19 protein-coding genes are annotated in these 18,690 nt (G+C 68.3%); 15 read left to right on the forward strand and 4 right to left on the reverse strand.

The features are described from left to right. Positions 1–10 precede the first annotated feature (10 nt). From STVA_RS07975 to STVA_RS07985, 3 genes are read left to right on the forward strand one after another with little or no spacing between them, the layout of a single operon-like run. Positions 11–964: an ABC transporter permease gene (locus STVA_RS07975; RefSeq protein WP_123689147.1), complete on the forward strand. Its 954-nt coding sequence runs from the start codon at positions 11–13 to the stop codon at positions 962–964. Between the two features lie 13 nt (positions 965–977). Further along, positions 978–1,880 (forward strand): ABC transporter permease, encoded by a 903-nt coding sequence (locus STVA_RS07980; RefSeq protein WP_123689146.1) that lies wholly within the window; start codon positions 978–980, stop codon positions 1,878–1,880. Between the two features lie 52 nt (positions 1,881–1,932). After that, positions 1,933–3,516, forward strand: coding sequence for an ABC transporter substrate-binding protein (locus STVA_RS07985; protein WP_123689145.1), 1,584 nt, complete (start codon positions 1,933–1,935; stop codon positions 3,514–3,516). A 28-nt stretch (positions 3,517–3,544) separates the two neighbouring features. Here STVA_RS07985 and STVA_RS07990 read toward each other — a convergent pair whose 3' ends face one another. Next, positions 3,545–4,231 (reverse strand): GntR family transcriptional regulator, encoded by a 687-nt coding sequence (locus tag STVA_RS07990; RefSeq protein WP_123689853.1) that lies wholly within the window; start codon positions 4,229–4,231, stop codon positions 3,545–3,547. 218 nt (positions 4,232–4,449) lie between these two features. On the opposite strand from STVA_RS07990, the gene STVA_RS07995 reads away from it, so the two are divergent. From STVA_RS07995 to STVA_RS08050, 12 genes are all read left to right on the forward strand, one after another. Continuing rightward, on the forward strand, positions 4,450–5,583 hold the full coding sequence (locus tag STVA_RS07995; protein ID WP_123689144.1) for a CaiB/BaiF CoA transferase family protein: 1,134 nt from the start codon (positions 4,450–4,452) through the stop codon (positions 5,581–5,583). A 25-nt stretch (positions 5,584–5,608) separates the two neighbouring features. Continuing rightward, complete coding sequence (locus STVA_RS08000; RefSeq protein WP_123689143.1) at positions 5,609–6,826, forward strand: CaiB/BaiF CoA transferase family protein; 1,218 nt, start codon at positions 5,609–5,611, stop codon at positions 6,824–6,826. Continuing rightward, positions 6,823–8,043 carry a thiolase family protein gene (locus STVA_RS08005; RefSeq protein ID WP_123689142.1) on the forward strand — a complete coding sequence of 407 codons (1,221 nt, stop codon included), beginning with the start codon at positions 6,823–6,825 and terminating at the stop codon, positions 8,041–8,043. Before STVA_RS08000 ends, STVA_RS08005 begins: the two co-directional genes overlap by 4 nt. An 11-nt stretch (positions 8,044–8,054) precedes the next feature. After that, positions 8,055–8,465: a Zn-ribbon domain-containing OB-fold protein gene (locus STVA_RS08010; RefSeq protein ID WP_197735819.1), complete on the forward strand. Its 411-nt coding sequence runs from the start codon at positions 8,055–8,057 to the stop codon at positions 8,463–8,465. A 38-nt stretch (positions 8,466–8,503) separates the two neighbouring features. Beyond that, positions 8,504–9,415: an HpcH/HpaI aldolase/citrate lyase family protein gene (locus STVA_RS08015; protein WP_123689141.1), complete on the forward strand. Its 912-nt coding sequence runs from the start codon at positions 8,504–8,506 to the stop codon at positions 9,413–9,415. After that, positions 9,412–10,608, forward strand: a complete 1,197-nt coding sequence (locus tag STVA_RS08020) for a CaiB/BaiF CoA transferase family protein (protein WP_197735820.1) — start codon at positions 9,412–9,414, stop codon at positions 10,606–10,608. The genes STVA_RS08015 and STVA_RS08020 overlap by 4 nt, the downstream gene beginning before the upstream one ends. Before the next feature lie 41 nt (positions 10,609–10,649). Further along, complete coding sequence (locus STVA_RS08025) at positions 10,650–12,236, forward strand: ABC transporter substrate-binding protein (RefSeq protein WP_123689139.1); 1,587 nt, start codon at positions 10,650–10,652, stop codon at positions 12,234–12,236. 23 nt (positions 12,237–12,259) lie between these two features. Next, positions 12,260–13,141 carry an HpcH/HpaI aldolase/citrate lyase family protein gene (locus STVA_RS08030; protein WP_123689138.1) on the forward strand — a complete coding sequence of 294 codons (882 nt, stop codon included), beginning with the start codon at positions 12,260–12,262 and terminating at the stop codon, positions 13,139–13,141. A 214-nt stretch (positions 13,142–13,355) separates the two neighbouring features. Then, positions 13,356–13,622: a YeeE/YedE family protein gene (locus STVA_RS28445; protein WP_338069535.1), complete on the forward strand. Its 267-nt coding sequence runs from the start codon at positions 13,356–13,358 to the stop codon at positions 13,620–13,622. Next, the gene (locus STVA_RS08040; protein WP_123689136.1) at positions 13,619–14,050 is read left to right on the forward strand and encodes a DUF6691 family protein; all 432 of its coding nucleotides are present in this window, start codon (positions 13,619–13,621) and stop codon (positions 14,048–14,050) included. Before STVA_RS28445 ends, STVA_RS08040 begins: the two co-directional genes overlap by 4 nt. A 22-nt stretch (positions 14,051–14,072) precedes the next feature. Further along, positions 14,073–14,819, forward strand: a complete 747-nt coding sequence (locus tag STVA_RS08045; protein ID WP_123689135.1) for an SDR family NAD(P)-dependent oxidoreductase — start codon at positions 14,073–14,075, stop codon at positions 14,817–14,819. Between the two features lie 63 nt (positions 14,820–14,882). Further along, complete coding sequence (locus tag STVA_RS08050; protein WP_123689134.1) at positions 14,883–15,215, forward strand: hypothetical protein; 333 nt, start codon at positions 14,883–14,885, stop codon at positions 15,213–15,215. A 54-nt stretch (positions 15,216–15,269) separates the two neighbouring features. On the opposite strand, the gene STVA_RS08055 is transcribed toward STVA_RS08050, so the two are convergent. The 3 genes from STVA_RS08055 to STVA_RS08065 form a co-directional block, all read right to left on the reverse strand. Beyond that, positions 15,270–16,427, reverse strand: coding sequence for an LLM class flavin-dependent oxidoreductase (locus tag STVA_RS08055; RefSeq protein ID WP_123689851.1), 1,158 nt, complete (start codon positions 16,425–16,427; stop codon positions 15,270–15,272). A gap of 91 nt (positions 16,428–16,518) precedes the next feature. Next, positions 16,519–17,031 carry a GNAT family N-acetyltransferase gene (locus STVA_RS08060; protein ID WP_123689133.1) on the reverse strand — a complete coding sequence of 171 codons (513 nt, stop codon included), beginning with the start codon at positions 17,029–17,031 and terminating at the stop codon, positions 16,519–16,521. Further along, positions 17,028–18,674: a GMC family oxidoreductase gene (locus tag STVA_RS08065; RefSeq protein WP_123689132.1), complete on the reverse strand. Its 1,647-nt coding sequence runs from the start codon at positions 18,672–18,674 to the stop codon at positions 17,028–17,030. Before STVA_RS08065 ends, STVA_RS08060 begins: the two co-directional genes overlap by 4 nt. Positions 18,675–18,690: the final 16 nt, after the last annotated feature.

The raw sequence follows: 18,690 nt of genomic DNA on the forward strand, positions 1-18,690 counted from the left end.
GTCGAGGCCGATGCTCCGCTACATCACCAAGCGCATCCTCCTGATGATCCCGACCCTGCTGGGCGTCGCGGTCCTTACCTTCTTCATGCTCCGGGTGGTGCCGGGCGACATCGTCGAGCTGAAACTGCGCGGCGACGGCGGCACCGTCACCCAGGAGGTCATCGACCGCGAGCGCGCCCGGCTGGGCCTCGACAAGCCGATCCCGCTGCAGTTCGTCGACTGGATGAAGGGGCTGGCGACGGCCGACTTCGGCACCTCGATGTGGACCGGCCGGCCGGTCAAGGACGAGATCGGCATCCGCATCGGCCTGACCATGCAGGTGGCGGTGATGGCGGCCGTGATCGCCGTGCTGATCGCCCTGCCGCTCGGGACGATATCGGCGCTATTCCGAGATACGTGGGTGGACTACCTGGTGCGGATCGTGACGATCGCCGGCCTGGCGGTGCCGTCCTTCTGGCTTGGCATGCTGATGATCATGGCCTTGCTGACGATGTTCGCCTGGTCTCCACCCGTCACCTACACGCCATTCTACGTCGATCCGCTGGCCAACATGTCCCAGCTCATCTGGCCGGCGCTGGCCGTGGGCTACCGCTATTCGGCCGTCGTCGCCCGCATGGTGCGCTCGTCCATCATCGAGGTGATGAAGGAGGACTATATCCGCACGGCGCGCGCCAAGGGCGTCTATGAGCGGCTGGTGGTCGGCCGCCACGCCATGCGCAACGCGCTCCTGCCGGCGATCACCGTGGTCGGGCTGGAGTTCGCCTTCCTCATCGGCGGCCTGGTGGTGACCGAGCAGGTCTTCAACCTGAACGGCATCGGCCGGCTCTTCGTCGAGGCGGTGAGCCGCAACGACTTCATCATCGTGCAGACGCTGGTGCTGCTGATCGCCGTGATGTTCACCGTCGTCAACCTATTGATCGATCTGCTCTACGGCGTGCTCGATCCACGCATCCGCTACGCCTGACGAGGGCCGCCCGATGACCGCATCTGCTCCCACCGTCGTGGCCGCCGCCGCCCGTCCGCCGCGTCGCGCCAACCCGGTCCTGGAGTTCATCCGCTACCAGCCGCTGGGCACCTTCGGGCTCCTCGTGATCCTGGTGATGGGCACGGCCGCGATCTTCGCCAATGTGATCGCCCCCTACGACCCGGAGGCGATCGACTTCGCGTCGATGCTGTCGGCGCCGTCCTGGGAGCATCCTTTCGGCACCGACGCCTTCGGCCGGGACATCCTGACCCGCATCATCTATGGCGCGCGAACCGCGCTCACCATCGGCTTCGTGTCGTCCTTCGTCGGCTGCTCGCTGGGCGCCATCGTCGGCGTCACCTCGGCCTATTTCGGCGGCCGCGTCGACCTGACGATCCAACGCTTCATCGACATCATGCTGTCCTATCCGATCATCGTCCTGGCGCTTGTCGTGGTGGCGGTGGTCGGCCATCGCCCGGTCGGCGGCATCGACGTGAACCTGATCCTGGCCATCTCGATCCCGATCATCCCGCGCGTCGCCCGCGTCGTGCGCTCGGCGGCGTTGGCCATTCGCGAGATGCCCTATGTCGATGCCGCGCGCGCCGGCGGCTATTCCGACACGCACATCATCTTCCGCCACATGCTGCCCAACGTGCTGGCGCCCTATCTGATCATGCTGACGGCCTATGTGGCCCAGGCGATCCTGCTGGAAGCGTCGCTGTCGTTCCTGGGCCTGGGCGTGTCCGAGCCCAAGCCCGCCTGGGGCCTGATGCTGTCGGGGGATTCCTCGAACTTCTACCAGGAAGCGCCGTGGATGATCCTCTTTCCCGGTGCCGCCATCTCGCTGGCCGTGTTCGCCTTCAACCTCTTCGGCGATTCCCTGCGCGACTGGCTGGATCCCAAGTTCAAGACCTGATCGGGCGGCGCGAGCCGCCCGTCTCAAAAGCCCATCCTCGGGAGGATATACGATGAAAGCGCTGACATTCCTGTCGGTCGCGACCGTCCTGCTGGCATTGCCGGCGGCGGTCCAGGCCCAGCAGCCCACGCCGCAGCGCGGCGGCACATTGAACTGGGCGATCGCGGCGGAGCCGCCGACCTACGACTGCCACGCGACCGGCACCTTCGCCACCATGCAGCGCATGGCGCCGCACTATTCGACGCTGCTGAAGTTCGAGCCCGGCAACTATCCCAACATCATCGGCGACCTGGCCGAGAGCTGGACGATCTCGCCCGACAACCTGACCTACACCTTCAAGCTGCACCCCAACGTCAAGTTCCATGACGGCTCGGTGCTGACGTCGGAGGATGTGCGGGCGACCTACGACCGGATCATCAACCCGCCCAACAACGTCGTCTCCAACCGTCAGTCCTCCTTCGTGAAGGTGGCTGCGATCGAGGCGCCGGACCCGCAGACGATCGTCTTCCGCATGAAGGAAGTCGATGCGTCGATGATGACCAACTTCGCCTCGCCCTGGAACTGCGTCTATAGCGCGGCCAAGCTGAAGGCCGACCCGACCTTCCCGGCCAAGAACGTGCTGGGCACGGGGCCGTTCAAGTTCGTCGAGCATGTCGCGGGCTCCCACTGGCGGGGCGAGAAGTTCGCCGATTATTTCCGCAAGGACCGGCCCTATCTCGACGGCTTCCGCGCCGTCACCATGTCGTCCTCGGCCATGACCAACGCGCTGGCCGGCCGCCAAGTCGATGCGGAGTTCCGCGGCTTCTCCCCGACCGAGCGCGACCGGATCGTGCGGGCGCTGGGCAAGGACGCCAAGGTGCAGGAATCGAGCTGGCTCCTGCACATGATCGTCACCTTCAACACCGAGAAGAAGCCCTTCGACGACCCGCGGGTGCGCCGCGCGCTGTCGCTGGCGATCGACCGCTGGGGCGGCTCGGCCTCGCTCAGCAAGATCTCGTCGCTGGGCGTCCCGGGCGGGATGGTGCGGCCGGGCAGCGAGTGGTCAGCCAGCCCCAAGGACATGGAGCAGTGGCCGGGCTATGGCCGCGACATGGCCGCCAACCGGGCCGAGGCGCGCCGCCTGCTGAAGGAAGCGGGCCAGGAGAACCTGACGCTCACGCTGATGGATCGCAACATCGCGCCCTACGTCACGGCCGGCATCTTCGTGATCGACCAGTGGCGCCAGATCGGGGTGAAGGCGGAACATCAGCAGGTCGAACTGGCGAGCTGGTACTCGCTGCAGAACAGTGGGCAGTTCGAGGCCTTCATCGACAGCTTCACCCAGTTCAGCGACGACCCGTCGAACGTCCTCTACAAGTACGCCTCCTACGATCGCTCGCCGGTGGCCGTCCATCGTGCGACCGACCGCGAACTGGACGCGCTCTTCGATGAGCAGGCCCGCACCGCCGACAAGGCCAAGCGTATCCAGCTTGTCCGCCAGTTCGAGAAGCGGGCGTTCGAGCAGGCCTATTCGGTGCCGCTGCTGTGGTGGCAGCGCATCGTGGTCATGAACGACCGCGTCCAGGGTTGGACCATGTCGCCCACCCACATGATCTACCAGGATCTGGGCGACGTCTGGCTGGCCGGCGACAAGTAGGACGGGAAGGGGCGGCGGCCGGCGGCACTCAGCCGCCGCCTACCGCCTCTACCGGCCGGTCGCCGTCGGCGGCCGGCCCGCCCTCCAGCCAGCCATGCCGGTGCAATTCCTCCCAGCCGCTGCGGATATGGTCGACCATGGCGTCGACCGCACCATCGCGGTCGCCCCGCTCCACCAGTTCCAGGAAGCCCTCGTGCTCCTCGATGTGGCGCGTCCGGCGGTTGCCCAGCTCCTGGTAGATGAAGGGGTACTTGGCCCACAGCACGCGCACGAAGCTCAGGGTCTGCGGCCGGTCGGCCAGCTCGTAGAGCCGGAAATGGAAGCGGAAGTTGGCGGTGCGGGTGGCCAGCGGGTCGCGGCCGCGGCTGATCTCGGACACGACATGCTGGAAGCTCTTCAGCTCGGCCAGGTTCGCCGCCGTGACGTTGGGGATGGCGTGGGCGGTCAGTTCCCGCTCCAGCATCAGGCGCAGGTCGAAGATCTCGCGCGTGGCGGTCGGCACGAATTCCGGCACCAGCAGCCCGCGATGGGAGAGGCCGGCGATGTAGCCCTCGGCCTCCAGGATATGCAGCGCCTCGCGCACGGGCGTGATCGACACGCCCAGCTCCTCGGCGATCTCGGACTGCTTCAGCTTGGTGCCGCGGGCATAGACGCCGGCGATGACGCGCTCGCGCAGGATATCGGCGACCTGATCCTGCTTGGTCTTGAAGGACATGTGGCTTCGCTCGGCTCGTTCGGGCTGTTCCGGCATCGGGTTGTCCATTCTAGCGGAAATGCCTGCAAACCGATGCCCGCGACAGCCACGGCAGGGGCGGGCAATTCCGCTTGGCCTTCTCCGATACAGAATATATTTTATAGCCAAATTGTCGAGCGTTGGCCGCCATCCCCGGCCGCCATGCGTCGACAGGCCCAGGAAATCAGGGAAATCAGGTGATGGAAGCGTTTCGGCCCTATTCGGGAATCCGGATTCTCGACCTCACGCACAATCTCGGCCGCTATGCGACGCGGCTTTTCGGCGACCTGGGAGCGGAGGTGATCCGCGTCGAGCCGCCCGAAGGCCTGCCGGACCGCCGCCTGGCCGAGCAGCCGGGCCGCAACAGCCCGGACTATGCGTTCAGCTTCTTCAACGCCAGCAAGCGCAGCATCGTGCTCGACCTGGCGGCCGAGAAGGGGCGGGCGACCTTCGCCGCCATGGCCAAGGACGCCCATGTCGTGTTCCTGGAGCGCGGGGCGCCGCTGGCCGACGAGATCGGCTGGGTGCGCGAGCAGAATCCGGGCGCGGTCGTAACGCTGGTGTCGCCCTACGGCATGGGCGGGCCGATGGAACATGCGCCGACCAGCGACCTCGTCCTGCAGGCCGCCGGCGGCATCGCCTGGATGACGGGCCGTGACGGCGAGCCGCCCTTGCGCCTGCCGGTCGACCAGTCGGTCATGATCACGTCGGTCTATGCCGCGGCTGCCACCGCCATGTGCCTCTTCGATGCCGAGACGGGCGGGACGGGCCATGTCGTCGACGTGTCGGCGCAGGAATGCATCGCGCATTCGCTGCAGAACGCCATCCAGGTCTACGACCTCGAACGGCGCATCTCGCACCGCGCCGGCGAGGGCACGCGTGACGCCAGCGAGGACATCTACACCTGCAAGGACGGCCAGGTGTTCCTGGCCTCGCCGCCGACGCTGGGCATCTCGTGGAAGCAGCTCCTGGCCTGGATGGGCGAGACCAGCCATCCGTCGCTGGCCGAGTTCGGCAAGGAGCGCTGGCTCGACCGCCGCTGGCGCCAGACGGCCGAGGCCAAGGGGCTGTTCCGGCCGCTGTTCGAGGCCTTCATCGCCGACTACACCCGCGACGAGCTGCTGGCCCAGGCCCTCAAGCGCAAGGTGGTGATGGCGCCGGTGGCCCGCATCGCCGACGTGCTGGGCGACCGCCAGCTCGCCTATCGCAACTACTTCATCCAGATGGCCGACCCGCGCTTCGAGCGCCCGGTGCAGTTCCCGGGCGCCCCATACAAGCTGTCCGAGCCGGTCTGGGCCGCCACGCCCGCGCCCGCACTCGGCGCCCGCGGCTAGTCGACACAAAGGAAAGGGCAGGATCATGCGACCCGACTTCCTTCGCGGCATCCGGTTTGCCGATTTCACCTGGGCCGGCGCCGGCCCCTTCGGCACCAAGGTCTTCTCCGACTTCGGGGCAGAGGTCCTGAAGGTCGAGAGCATGTCCCGGCCGGACCCGGTCCGGCGTGGCGTCCCCTACAAGGACGGCATCGCCGGCATCAACCGCAGCGGCTACTTCGCCTCGCGCAACACTGGCAAGAAGAGTGTCGCGATCAACCTGAAGGAGCCGGACGGGCTGCAGCTCGCCCGCGACCTGGTCGCCCAGTCCGACGTCGTCAGCAACAATTTCGGCCCGGGCGCCATGGAGCGGCTGGGCCTGGGCTATGACGACCTGAAGAAGATCAAGCCGGACATCATCTATCTGGCGATGCCGATGTATGGCGAGGATGGGCCGTTCTCCTCGCTGCTGGGCGTCGGCATGACGATCAGCGCCGTCACCGGCCTGATGTGGATGACGGCCTATGGCCCGAACGACCCGGTCGGCCCCGGCACACATTATCCCGACCATGCCGCCAACCCCTACCACGCGGCCTTTGCCGTGCTGGCGGCGCTGCGCTACCGCCGCCACACCGGGCGGGGCATGAAGATCGACCTGTCGCAGATCGAATCGACCGCCAACTTCGTCGGGCCGGCCCTGGTCGAGGCGGCGGCATCCGGCCGCGAGCCGCCGCAGATCGGCAACCGCTCGCGCGAGCACGCCCCGCACAACATCTTCCGCTGCCGCGGCGAGGATGCCTGGGTCGCGGTCGCGGTCGAGGGCGATCACGAGTGGCTGGCGCTCGCCGCCGCCATGGGCCGCCAGGACCTGGCCGGCCGCGCCGACCTGCGCACCGCCCAGGGCCGCCTGGCCGCGATCGACGAGCTCGAGGCTGCGGTCGGCGCCTGGACGGCCGAGCGCACCCCCGACGAGGTCGCCGGCCCCTTGCAGACGGCCGGCGTGGCCGCTGCCCGCGTCGCCTGTTCCAAGGACCTGGTCGAGGACGACCCGCAGCTCGCCGCCCGCGGCTACTGGCAGACGCTCGACCATCCCGAGATGGGGCCGTCGCTCTTCAACTCGCCGCCCTACCGCATCGACGGCGAACGGGTGGAGCTGAAGCGCCAGCCGCTCTTCGGCGAGCACACGCACGAGATCCTGACCGGCGTCCTCGGATTGTCCGAGGAGCGGGTGAAAGAACTGAACGATCGGGGAATCCTCGGATGACCAGCGGACTTGTAACCAGCGGACTTGCGACCAGGCAGGCGGGCGCCGGGCGCCATCCCAACCCGCGCATCCGGCGCGCGGCCGCCGTCGTCGGCGTCGGCCACAGCGACTGGGTCGGCGATTGGGCGCGCACGCGCGCCGGCGAGAAGCCGACCGATGCCTGCGGCTACGGCATGCAGGCGTTCAATGCCGCGCTGAAGGATTCCGGCATCGACCGCAGCATCATCGACGGGCTGATCGTCGGGCCGACGACCGCCTACGAGCGCATGGGCGAGCTGCTGGGCATCAACCCGCGCTGGGGCGACCAGTCCGACGCGGTGATGTCGGTCCTCCAGGCGGTGATGGCGATCGAGAGCGGCTTTGCCGACGTTGTGGCGCTCGTCTACGGCAACGACCAGCGCTCGGTCGGCACGCAGTATGGCGGGCCGGACGCGATGGGCGGCAACGCCTTCCTGTCCTATGTCTACCACGCGCCCTGGGGGCTCACCTCGCAGGGGGCGCTCTATGCCCTGACGCTCCAGGCCTACAAGCACGCCCACGGCTTCACCGAGCGCGATCTGGGCGAGGTGGCGGTGGCCCAGCGCGGCTGGTCGTCGCTCAACCCCAACGCCATCATGCGCGAGCGCATCACGGTCGACGACTACATGGCGTCGCGCTACGTCTGCGAGCCGCTGCACCTCTTCGACTATTGCCTGATCAACGACGGCGGCGTGGCGCTCATCATCGCCGAGGCCGACATCGCCCGGCGCATCTCCTCCAAGCCGGTCTACATCGAGGCGGCCGGCCGCTCCGACCTGAATCACGGCGCCACCAGCCTGGAGCCGCGCCTGACGGACTTCTACCTGCCGGCCCAGCAGGCGGTGGCCCAGCAGGTCTTCGACATGGCGGGGATGGGGCCGAAGGACATGGACGTGTTCCAGGTCTATGACAGCTTCTCGGTCCATGTGCCGCTGGCACTCGAGGGCTACGGCTATTGCGCGGTCGGCGATGCCGGCAAGTTCCTGCGCGAATCCGGCGTCGGCCCCGGCGGCAAGCTGCCGACCAACACCGGCGGCGGCCACCTGTCGGAGACCTACATGCAGGGCTGGGCGCACCAGATCGAATGCGTGCGCCAGCTCCGCGGCGAATGCGGCGACCGCCAGGTCGCCGACTGCCGCAACGTCCACTACTCCTCGGACGTCGCCGGCAAGGCCGTCTCCATCATCTACAGCCGCTAGGGGACCAGCCCATGGCCGCGACCGACGTCCGCACGCCCCGCCGGGTGATGGGGCTCTACGACAAGCCGATGTGGGAAAGCATCGACGCCCGCGAGATGAAGCTGCAGCGCTGCACCGGCTGCGGCACCTTCCAGTATCCGCCAGGGCCGGGCTGCCATGCCTGCCTGTCGATGGAGCTGGAGTGGATTCCCGTCTCCGGGCGCGCGACGATCCTTTCCTGGGTCGTCTTTCACCGGCAATATCTGCCGGCCTATCCGGCACCCTACAATTCCATCGCGGTCCGGCTCGAAGAGGGACCGATCATGATCAGCAATCTGGAGGGAGAGACACCGTCCGGCACCTGGATCGGCGAGCGGGTGAAGCTCGTCTATGTCACGATGCCCGACGGCGTGATCCTGCCCAGGTTCGAACTCGATCGCTGACGTCTCGAGCGATCGAACAGGAACGAGGAAACAAGAAGATGTCGTTGGAAGGTTCCCAATACGCCGACTTCACCGTCTGGCGTTCGATGCTGTTCGTGCCCGTCAACGTCAAGAAGTACGTCGACAAGGCGCATGAGCGCGGCGCGGATGCGATCATCCTCGACCTCGAGGACAGCATCGCCCCCAACGACAAGGCGGCCGCCCGCGACATGGTCGAGGCCGCGGCCCCGATCGTGTCGCAGTCCGGCTCCGACGTGATCGTGCGGATCAATCGGCCGATCGAACTGGCGGTCCGCGACATCGAAGCCGTGGTCTCGTCGGGCGTCGAGGCGCTGATGGTGCCCAAGATCGACAGCGCCAGCCACATCCGCCTGCTGGCGGAACTGGTTGACACGATCGAGGCGAAGAAGGGCGTGAAGCGCGGCCAGACCAAGTTCATCGCCATGGTCGAGACCGCGGCCGCCTTTCCCCGCATGTTCGAGATCGCCTCGGCCCACCCCCGCGTCGTGGCACTGACGCTGGGCAGCGAGGACTTCGCGTCCTCGCTCGGCGCCGAGCCCAGCGCCGAGATGCTGCTCTATCCCAAGCAGCAGGCGGTGATCGCGGCCCGCGCCGCCGGCATCGTGCCGATCGGCACCATCGGCTCGGTCGCCAACTTCGCCGACGTCGAGGGCTATCGCGCGACGATCAAGCGCTCGGTGCGGTTCGGCTTCGAGGGCAGCGCCTGCATCCATCCCAGCATCGTCCCGCTGCTGAACGAGGGCTTCAGCCCGAGTGCTGAGGAACTCGACTACGCCCAGCGCATGGTCGACGCCTACAAGCAGGCCTATGCCGAGGGCCGAGGCTCGGTCACCTTCGAGGGCAAGATGATCGACATTCCGATCGTCGAGCGGGCCGAGCGGGTGATCGACCGGGCGCGGCGCCTGGAGGCCCGGAGGAACCGGCGATGAGCATGGCGGAAACCACGGCGGCCCCGGTGGGGCCGCTTTCCGGCATCAAGGTGCTGGACCTGACGTCCTACCTGGCCGGCCCCTATGGCTGCACGCTGCTGGCCGACCTCGGCGCGGAAGTCATCAAGATCGAGTCGCCCGCGGGCGACATGATCCGCAACTTCCCCTCGACGCTGGAGAACGAGAGCCGGGTCTTCCTCGGCACCAACCGCAACAAGCTGGGCGTCGTCCTCGATCTGAAGAAGCCCGAGGCGCGCGCGGCACTCGACCGGATGGTGGCCGATGCCGACGTCATCGCCCACAATTTCCGCCCCTCGGTGCCCGAGCGGCTGGGCATCGGCTACGACCGGCTGAAGACCATCAACCCGCGCCTGATCTACGTCTCGCTGACCGGCTTCGGGCAGACCGGGCCGATGGCCGACAATGCCGGCTTCGACCAGGTGCTGCAGACGATGACCGGCATCTGCAACTTCCAGGGCCGGGCCGACGCCCCCCAGGTCGTGCTGGGCTCGATCGTCGACTACTACACCTCCTCGCTGCTGGCCTATGGCGTGTCGGCGGCGCTTTTCCACCGCGAGCGCACGGGCGAGGGGCAGTTCGTCGGCCTGTCGCTGCTGCGCACGGCGCTGGCCATGCAGGCCGGCCGCTTCGTCTGGGCGGAAGGCGAGGACCGCAACGCCGCGCGCGACCTGCGCTCGGGCGGGCTGACGGGCATCCACCCGACCAAGGACGGCCACATCTACATCTCGGCCCACTCGGCGCATTTCTGGGAGGCGCTGTGCGAGCTGATCGGCATGCCCGACCTGGCCCGCCACCCGCGCTACGACAACATGCGCAAGCGGGCCGAGCACGCGCCCGAGATCCTGCCCAGGATGCGCGAGCTGCTGCAGGCGCACACGGCGGACGAGTGGGAAGTGATCTTCGGCCAGCGCGTTCCCTGCTCCAAGGCCCACCCGATCGAGGACATGTTCGACCATCCCCAGGTGCTGGATCAGGACCTGGTGGCGACCATGGAGCATCCGGTCGTCGGTTCCTATCGCGGCCTGGGCAAGCCGGTGGAATTCAGCGCGACACCCGGCCCGGCGCAGTTCGGCGCCCCCACCTTCGGCCAGCACACCGACGAGGTGCTCGGCCGCTACGGCTATTCGGCCGAAGAGATCGCGAAGATGCGCGCCGACGGCGCCGTCATTTGAAGCAACGAGTTCGGGTGAAACAAAGAGTTCGGGAGGAAACGATGCGCATTCTGACAACCGGCCGGGCGGCCCTGGTCGCCGGTGCCGCCCTGGCCCTGGCGGGGGGCGTGTCGGCCTATGCCCAGGCGCCGGTGAAGGGTGGAACGCTGAACTACGCGGTGCAGGGCGATACCTCGACCTACGACTGCCACGCCGCGTCCAGTTTCTCCAACATCCACTACCTGGCGCCGCATTTTTCGGTGCTGGCCAAGTTCGATCCCAAGGAATACCCCAAGATCGTTCCCGACGTGGCCGAGAGCTGGACGGTGTCGGACGACGGCCTGACCTACACGTTCAAGATCCGCGACGGCGTCAAGTTCCACGACGGCTCCGTCCTGACCGCCAAGGACGTGAAGGCGACCTATGAGCGTATCTGGAAGCCCGGCCCGGGCGTCGTCTCGGTCCGCTCCGGCCTGTTCGACGACCTGACGGCGATCGAGACGCCGGACGCCAAGACCGTCGTCTTCCGCATCAAGGCGCCCAACGCCGGCATGCTGTCGAACTTCGCCAGCCCCTGGAACTGCCTCTATTCGGCGGCCAAGCTGGAAGCCGATCCGCTGTTCCCGACCAAGACCATCATGGGCACGGGGCCGTTCGTCTTCGTCGAGCATGTCGCGGGCTCGCACTGGGTCGGCAAGCGCTTCGACGACTATTTCCGCAAGGGCTTGCCCTATCTCGACGGCTTCCGGGCCCAGGCGATGTCGGCCACGGCCACCGTCAATGCGCTGGCCGGCGGCCAGATCCAGGCCGAGTTCCGCGGCTTCGCCCCGGCCGACGCGGCGCGCCTCAAGACCGCGCGCGGCGAGCAGATCGGTTTCGCCGAGGGCGAGTGGCTGGCCCACTTCTTCTTCTCCTTCAACGGCGACAAGAAGCCCTTCGACGACATCCGCGTGCGGCGCGCGCTGACCCTGGCGGTCGATCGCTGGGGCGGTGCCGCGCCGATGTCGCGAATCACGTTCCTCAAGTTCGTGGGCGGGCTGATGCGGCCGGGCTCCGACATGGCCCTGCGCGGCGACGCCCTGGCCGATCTGCCGGGCTTCTCGCGCGACATCAAGGCGTCGCGGGAAGAGGCCAAGCGCCTGCTGAAGGAAGCGGGCGTGCCCAACCTCTCCTTCAAGTTGACCAACCGGGTGACGGCACCCTTCATTCCGCTCGGCCTGTTCCTGATCGACCAGTGGCGCCAGATCGGCGTGACCGTCGAGCATCAGCAGCTCGATACCGCCCAGTGGCTGGCGGTGCGCCGGTCGGGCAACTTCGACGTGGTGGTCGATTCGCAGGCCGAATGGAACGACGACCCGTCGGTGCAGCTCAACCGCTACCTGTCGATGGACAAGACCGACGGCAACGTGTCCCGCTACACCGACCGCAAGATCGACGACATGTACGACCAGCAGCGCCTGGCCCTCGACCCCAAGAAGCGCGAGCAGATCGTGGTCGAGCTTCAGCGCTATCTGATCGAGCAGGTCTATTCGGCACCGGGGTTCTGGTCCAATCGTAACGTGGCGCTGGATACCAAGGTCAACGGCTGGATCAACCTGCCCAGCCACATGCTGAACCAGGATCTGGCCGAAATCTGGCTGAAGCCCTGATCGGCCGGACAAGGGGATAGACCATGGCACTTTTCCGCACCTTCCTTTTCGCCCCGGGCAACCATGCGCGCCGGGTCGAGAAGGTCTTCACCATCGGCGCCGACGGCGTCATCCTCGATCTCGAGGATGCCGTCGCCACGGCCGAGAAGCCGGCGACCCGCCCGCTCATCGTGGCCGCCCTCCAGCGGCCGCGGAACTGCCTGGGCTACGTCCGGGTGAATGCCATGGAGACGCCCTTCTGCTATGCCGACCTGGTCGGCGTCATCGGCCCGGGGCTGGATGGCATCATCCTGCCCAAGGTCGAGACGGGCGCCGGCCTCCAGGCGATCGACTGGCTGGTCGAGCAGCTCGAGCGCGAGCGCGGGCTGCCGCGGCGCAGCATAGACATCATCCCGATCATCGAGACCGCGCGCGGCATCGCCAACCTGTCCGAGATCATGGGGGCGGGCACGCGCGTCCGCCGCTGCTCGTTCGGGGCAGGCGACTTCACCTTCGACGCCAACGTCACCTGGACCCGCAACGAGGCCGAGCTGGCCCATGCGCGGGCCCAGATGGTGATCCATTCCCGCGCGAACGGGCTGGAGGCACCGCTCGATTCCGTGTGGGTCGACATCCAGGACATCGAGGGGCTGGAGGCGTCCGCCCAGGCGGTCAAGCGCATGGGCTTCCAGGGCAAGACCTGCATCCATCCAGGGCAGATCCCGGTCGTCAACGCCGTCTTCAGCCCGACGGAAGCCGAGCTGGCCTTCGCCCGCCGGGTCGTGGCGGCGTTCGAGGAAGCGGAGGCGGCCGGGTCGGCGGCCTTCCAGATCGACGGCAAGTTCGTCGACTACCCGATCGTCTATCGCGCCCAGCGCGTCGTGAAGGAGCACGAGGCGATCGTGGCGGCCGGCCGCGCTGGGTGAAGGGACGGGGTAGTGTAGAATGCTTTCCTAGCCGGGAGAATAATCGCTGACCCCAGAGACCCCCTTCACACCTTGGGCCGGGCTGCTGGGCGGTGGCCTGATCGGTTTGGCCGCCGTCCTCCTCATGCTGTTTGATGGCCGCATCGCGGGCATCAGCGGAATGGTCGGCCGGTTTCTCGGTCCCGCCGCACCGGGTGCTAGGCTGCGCGCAGCGATGTTCCTGGCCGGGCTTGTGGCAGCACCGCCGCTGCTGGCGGCGGCCGGCCATCGGGTCGCCCAGACCGTCCCGGACAGCGCGCTGCTTCTGGTCGTGGCCGGATTGCTGGTCGGATTTGGCACGACCATCGGCAGCGGCTGCACGAGCGGCCATGGGGTCTGCGGCATCGCCCGACTGTCGCCGCGCTCCCTGACGGCGACCGCCGTCTTCATGGCTTCGGCCCTGGGCACGGTGTTCGTCGCCCGGCACCTGGTGGGCGGATGATGGGCGCGCTCCTGGTGCATCTGGCGGCAGGCCTGTTGTTCGGCGGCGGCCTGGCCGTATCGGGCATGGTGGACCCGGCGAAGGTGACCAACTTCCTCGACGTGGCGGGCAAGTGGGACCCGACGCTTGCCTTCGTGATGGGTGCTGCCGTCGCGGTCACGTTCGTTGGCTATCGCCTGGCCTTCGCCCGGGGCCGGCCGCTTATTGCAGACCGATTCGAACTGCCCACCCAGGCCAGCATCGACGGCAGGCTCGTTGGCGGGGCGGCGGTCTTCGGCGTGGGTTGGGGGCTGATCGGCTTCTGCCCTGGCCCGGCCCTGACATCCCTCGGGCTCGGCAGCGGTGGGACCTGGGTGTTCGCGATTGCCATGGTCGCCGGTATGATCGCCGCCCGCTGCGTCCCAGCTTCCGCTAAGAGGGCGCGATAGAACCCCGATTGGAGGGCAGGCGATGGGTGCGCTCGACGGCAAGGTGGCCCTGGTGACCGGGGCAGGCAAGAATATCGGCCGGGCGGTTGCCCTGCTTCTGGCGCGGGACGGTGCAGCCGTAGCGGTCAACGGCCGCGCGGACCGGGGCGCCGTCGAGGGCGTCGTGGCCGAGATCGCGGCGGCCGGAGGCCGCGCGATCGCCGTGATGGGCGACGTTTCCGACGAGGCCCAGGTGGCGTCCATGGTCCAGCATGCCGCGGAAGAACTGGGCGGCATCGACATCCTGGTCAGCAATGCGGGCCTGCGCCGGCAGACCGCCTTCCTCGACATCTCGCTGGCGGAGTGGCGGGAGATCCTGTCGGTGGCGCTCGACGGCGCCTTCCTGCTGTCGCGGGCGGTCGTGCCGCACATGATCCGGCGCGGCGGCGGCGCATTCATCGCCATGTCTGGCATCTCCAACCATGTTGGCACGCCCAACCGCTGCCATGTCTCGGCATCCAAGGCTGGGCTGGAGGGGCTGGTGCGATCGCTCGCCGTCGAACTGGCGCCGCATCGCATTACCTGCAACTGCGTGGCGCCCGGCGCGATCGACACCGCGCGCGGCAGTGCCGCCGGGCCGATGCCGCCATCGCTGATGGCCAGCATCCCGCTCGCCCGTCGCGGCACGGTCGACGAGATCGCCGGCATGGTGCGCCTGCTGGCCGGCCCGGAAGGGGCCTACGTCACCGGCCAGACCATCCATGTGAACGGTGGCACATACCTGACCTGAGCATTGCGGAACGCCGGGGGCGGATGCGGCGTTGTCGGGCGGCAATTCAGGGGAACGACATCAATGAAGAAGCTGCTTGCCGCCGCGATCGCGCTCTCGTTCATCTCCCCGGCCATGGCCGCGCCGGTGCTCATCCGGAACTGCACCGGCGCCCCCGTCGACATCCAGGTGCGCGATGGCGCCACGCCCCAGGGCGAGGTGCGCTCGGCCATTCAGAACCTGCCGCTGGGGTCGAACTGGTCGGGCCATTGCGGCCCGGGCGCCGAGCCCTGCGCGGTCCGCATCGACATCTTCCTGTCGGGCTCGGTCAACGTGCTGGCGGCGGGGCCGTTCTGCGCGGTGCCGACGACCGACGGCAACATGCTGCCCCTGCCGATGAACGCCTGCCCCTGTTGATCGGCCGGCCCGCCCGTTCGCGTGTGAACGTGCGGGCCGCTGCTCTATCGCCGATCAGGCGGTCTTGGCCTTGTGCTTCTCGATCTCGCCCATGACCGCGGCGGCCGACTGTGCCTTGTAGCCGTCGCTGTGGCTGGTCGCGATGTCGTAGCTGAGCTGGCGCAGGGCGTTGGAATTGCGCTGGAAATGCGGGTGGACGAAGCGCGCCATCAGCTCGTAGCTGCGCTGCGTGGCGCCCCAGTCGGCCCAGTTGTGGGCCAGCAGCAGGACGGCGCCGAACCCGCCATCCGACCCCTTCCACAGCCGCTCGAAATGGCGGATGCAGTCGTCCGGGGTGCCGATGCAGGCGATGCCTTCGGTCGTCAGATACTCCAGCGGATCGGTGATCCCCGGCGGAATGATCGGGAACGTGGCCACGTCCGTGAAGTACTGGCAGTACTTCTGCAGCCCGAACTCGACGTCCTTGCGCGCCTGCTCGCGGGTGTCGGCGACATGGGCGAAGGTGACGATGCGCCACTTCTTGCGGTCGGCCACCTTGCCGTTCTGCTCGGCATTCTGGGTGTAGATGTTCCAGTTGTTGGCATGCGCCTTCAAGGCGTCGTCCGACGTGCCGCCGATCGACAGCATGCCGATGCCGTGACGGCCGGACGCGACGGCGCCCACCGGCGAGCGGGCGCAGGCGACCGCCATCTCCATCATCGGCTGCGTGTAGCTCGGCAACTGCACCTGGGCCGCGTTCAGCTCGAACCAGTCGGTCTTCTTCGTGACCGAGCGGCCCTGCATCAGCTCCATGATGACGTCGAGCGCCTCGTTCATGCGCGGCCGCTGGGCGGCGGCGTCGATGCCGATCTTGGCCGCGTCATGCACCAGCGCGCCGGGACCGACGCCGAACATCGCCCGCCCGCGCGTCATGTGGTCGAGCTGCTGCATGCGGCTCGCGAGCGTGAAGGGGTTGTGGTAGGGCAGCGACACCACGCCGGTGCCGAGGCGGATGTGGCGCGTGCGCTCGGCCGCGGCCGCGATGAACATCTCGGGGCAGGAGATGATCTCGAACCCGCCCGAATGATGCTCGCCCACCCAGGCCTCGTGGTAGTTGAGCCGGTCGAGATGGACCAGCAGGTCCATGTCCCGCTCCATCGCGAGCGTCGGGTTCTCCCCCAACGCATGGAACGGCGCCAGGAAGATGCCGGTGCGGAGGTAGCGGTCGTCCATGGCCATGCACTCTCGGGAAATTTGGGAGGGCCGCAGGGCGGCTACGGGGATGGGGCGTCGGCCCCAGCTTAGGCATGACCGGCGGAATCGCTCAACCGGAGTTGCGGCGATAGAGGTGGACTTGGCCTGTGCCGCGCCGACGCGGCCGGTCGATCGGGCGTTCCTCGACAAAGCGGAAGCCGCATCGCTCCAGCACCCGGCGCGACGGGTAGTTGTCCGGATGGATGGTGGCCACCACGATCAGGCCCGGCTCGGCCGTGTCCGCCAATGCCAGCAGGCCGGCCAGCGCCTCGGCCATGAAGCCGTGCCCCTGGGCGTCGGGATGCAGCCAATAGCCGGCCTCGCGCCCCTCCGCGCAGGGCTCCAGCGTTACCAGCCCCAGTAGCCGGTCGCTGGCGCCATCGGCCACCGCCCAGCGCTCGCGGGAGCCCGGCTGCGGCGCCAGCAGGAACTGGCGTGCGTCGGCCTCGGTATAGGGATAGGGCGTCCGGCTCAGCCAGCCCGCCACCGTCCAGTCGTCCAGCGCCTCGGCGACCCGCGGAACGTCCGCCTCGCAGGGCGGCCGCAGGCGCAGGCGGGCCGTGCGGATGGTGCCCGCGTTCACCCCGCCTCGGCCAGCGGCACCGCGTCCGGCGGGGTCCGTCCGAGGATCATGTCGGACGCCTTCTCGGCGATCATCAGGGTGGAAGCGTTCAGGTTGGCCGAGGGCATCGACGGCATGATCGAGGCGTCGACCACGCGCAGGCTCTCGATCCCATGCACGCGAAGCTGGTCGTCGACCACGGTGTTGCGGTCGCCGGCCGGCCCCATGCGGCAGCTCCCCATAAGGTGGAACGTGGTGGTGCCGCGCTGGCGGGCGAACTCCAGCAACTCGTCGTCGGTCTGCGCCTCCTCGCCCGGGAACTCCTCGCGCACGAAGTAGGGGGCGAGCGGCTTGGTCCGCAGCAGGCGCCGGCCGAGCCGGATGCCGCCCAGCAGCACGCGCCGGTCCATCTCGTGCGCCAGGTAGTTGGGCTGGATCTCGGGCGGGGCCAGCGGATCGGCCGAGCGGGCGCGAATCCAGCCCATGCTTTCCGGCCGCTGCTGCCAGGCCGCCACCGTCATGCCGGGGAAGTCGTCGAGGCGCGACTGCACCCCCTCCTTGTAGCTGGCCGGCGTGAAGGTCATCTGCAGGTCGTTGGTCTGGAGCGCCTCGTGCGACTTCCAGAAGCAATGCACGACGGTCGGGCTGAGGCCGAGGATGCCCTTGCGCGCGACCATCCACTTGGCGACTTCGGCGACCAGGCGGATGCCGCGGGCACGCTCGTTGATGGTATCGGTGCCGCGCACGCGGCCGACCAGGCGGGCGGCATAATGGTCGCGCAGGTTCTCGCCCACGCCCGGCAGCTCATGGGCGACCGTGATGCCGAGCCGCCCCAGCAGCGACCCAGGCCCGATGCCGGATACCTGCAACAGTTGCGGCGAGTTGACGACCCCGCCCGCCAGGATCACCTCCTTGCGCGCGCGCAGCTCCACCTCGGTGCCGCCGCGCCCGCCCGCCATGTAGCGGATACCGACGGCGCGCTTGCCCTCGAGCAGGATGCGGGTGGCGTGCGCGTGCGTGCGCACGGTCAGGTTGGCGCGGCTGGCGGCCGGGTGCAGGAAGGCGCGTGCGGCGCTGACCCGGCGGCCATTGTGGATGGCGCGCTGGAAGTAGCCGACCCCGTCCTGGGTGGCGCCGTTGTAGTCGGGGTTGCGCGGAATGCCGATCGACACGGCGCCGTCGATGAAGGCGTCGCACAGCGGATGCTTCCAGTCGGGGTCGCTGACGACGATGCCGCCGTCGCGGCCGCGATACTGGTCGTCGGCGTCGCCCACCCGGCGCTCGCTGCGGCGGAAGTAGGGCAGGATGTCGGCATAGCCCCAGCCGCGGTTGCCGCGCTGGGCCCAGCCGTCGAAATCCAGGCGCTGGCCGCGATTGTAGATATGGCCGTTGATGGCGCTCGACCCGCCCAGCGTCTTGCCCCGCGCGGCCAGGATGCTGCGCCCGCCGGTCCACTCGCTGGGCTCGGTCTTGTAGAGCCAGTTCACCTTGGGATCGACCAGCGTCTTCATGAAGCCGGCCGGGATGTGCAGCATCGGGTTCCAGTCGCGACCGCCGGCCTCCAGGATGCATACGGTCGACTTGCCGTCGGCCGACAGCCGGTTGGCGAGCACGCACCCGGCGGTGCCCGCGCCGACGATGATGTAGTCGAAGCTGTCGGTCACCTACGCCACCCGTCCT

Origin of the sequence: Stella humosa, assembly GCF_006738645.1 — a bacterium.
GTDB lineage: Bacteria > Pseudomonadota > Alphaproteobacteria > ATCC43930 > Allostellaceae > Allostella > Allostella humosa.

What these genes read in the sequence shown, in the direction of transcription:
- STVA_RS07975 (WP_123689147.1), top strand. Translation starts at nt 11, where the DNA reads ATGCTCCGCTACATCACCAAGCGCATCCTCCTGATGATCCCGACCCTG.
- STVA_RS07980 (WP_123689146.1), top strand. Translation starts at nt 978, where the DNA reads ATGACCGCATCTGCTCCCACCGTCGTGGCCGCCGCCGCCCGTCCGCCG.
- STVA_RS07985 (WP_123689145.1), top strand. Translation starts at nt 1,933, where the DNA reads ATGAAAGCGCTGACATTCCTGTCGGTCGCGACCGTCCTGCTGGCATTG.
- STVA_RS07990 (WP_123689853.1), bottom strand. Translation starts at nt 4,231, where the DNA reads ATGTCCTTCAAGACCAAGCAGGATCAGGTCGCCGATATCCTGCGCGAG.
- STVA_RS07995 (WP_123689144.1), top strand. Translation starts at nt 4,450, where the DNA reads ATGGAAGCGTTTCGGCCCTATTCGGGAATCCGGATTCTCGACCTCACG.
- STVA_RS08000 (WP_123689143.1), top strand. Translation starts at nt 5,609, where the DNA reads ATGCGACCCGACTTCCTTCGCGGCATCCGGTTTGCCGATTTCACCTGG.
- STVA_RS08005 (WP_123689142.1), top strand. Translation starts at nt 6,823, where the DNA reads ATGACCAGCGGACTTGTAACCAGCGGACTTGCGACCAGGCAGGCGGGC.
- STVA_RS08010 (WP_197735819.1), top strand. Translation starts at nt 8,055, where the DNA reads ATGGCCGCGACCGACGTCCGCACGCCCCGCCGGGTGATGGGGCTCTAC.
- STVA_RS08015 (WP_123689141.1), top strand. Translation starts at nt 8,504, where the DNA reads ATGTCGTTGGAAGGTTCCCAATACGCCGACTTCACCGTCTGGCGTTCG.
- STVA_RS08020 (WP_197735820.1), top strand. Translation starts at nt 9,412, where the DNA reads ATGAGCATGGCGGAAACCACGGCGGCCCCGGTGGGGCCGCTTTCCGGC.
- STVA_RS08025 (WP_123689139.1), top strand. Translation starts at nt 10,650, where the DNA reads ATGCGCATTCTGACAACCGGCCGGGCGGCCCTGGTCGCCGGTGCCGCC.
- STVA_RS08030 (WP_123689138.1), top strand. Translation starts at nt 12,260, where the DNA reads ATGGCACTTTTCCGCACCTTCCTTTTCGCCCCGGGCAACCATGCGCGC.
- STVA_RS28445 (WP_338069535.1), top strand. Translation starts at nt 13,356, where the DNA reads ATGTTCCTGGCCGGGCTTGTGGCAGCACCGCCGCTGCTGGCGGCGGCC.
- STVA_RS08040 (WP_123689136.1), top strand. Translation starts at nt 13,619, where the DNA reads ATGATGGGCGCGCTCCTGGTGCATCTGGCGGCAGGCCTGTTGTTCGGC.
- STVA_RS08045 (WP_123689135.1), top strand. Translation starts at nt 14,073, where the DNA reads ATGGGTGCGCTCGACGGCAAGGTGGCCCTGGTGACCGGGGCAGGCAAG.
- STVA_RS08050 (WP_123689134.1), top strand. Translation starts at nt 14,883, where the DNA reads ATGAAGAAGCTGCTTGCCGCCGCGATCGCGCTCTCGTTCATCTCCCCG.
- STVA_RS08055 (WP_123689851.1), bottom strand. Translation starts at nt 16,427, where the DNA reads ATGGACGACCGCTACCTCCGCACCGGCATCTTCCTGGCGCCGTTCCAT.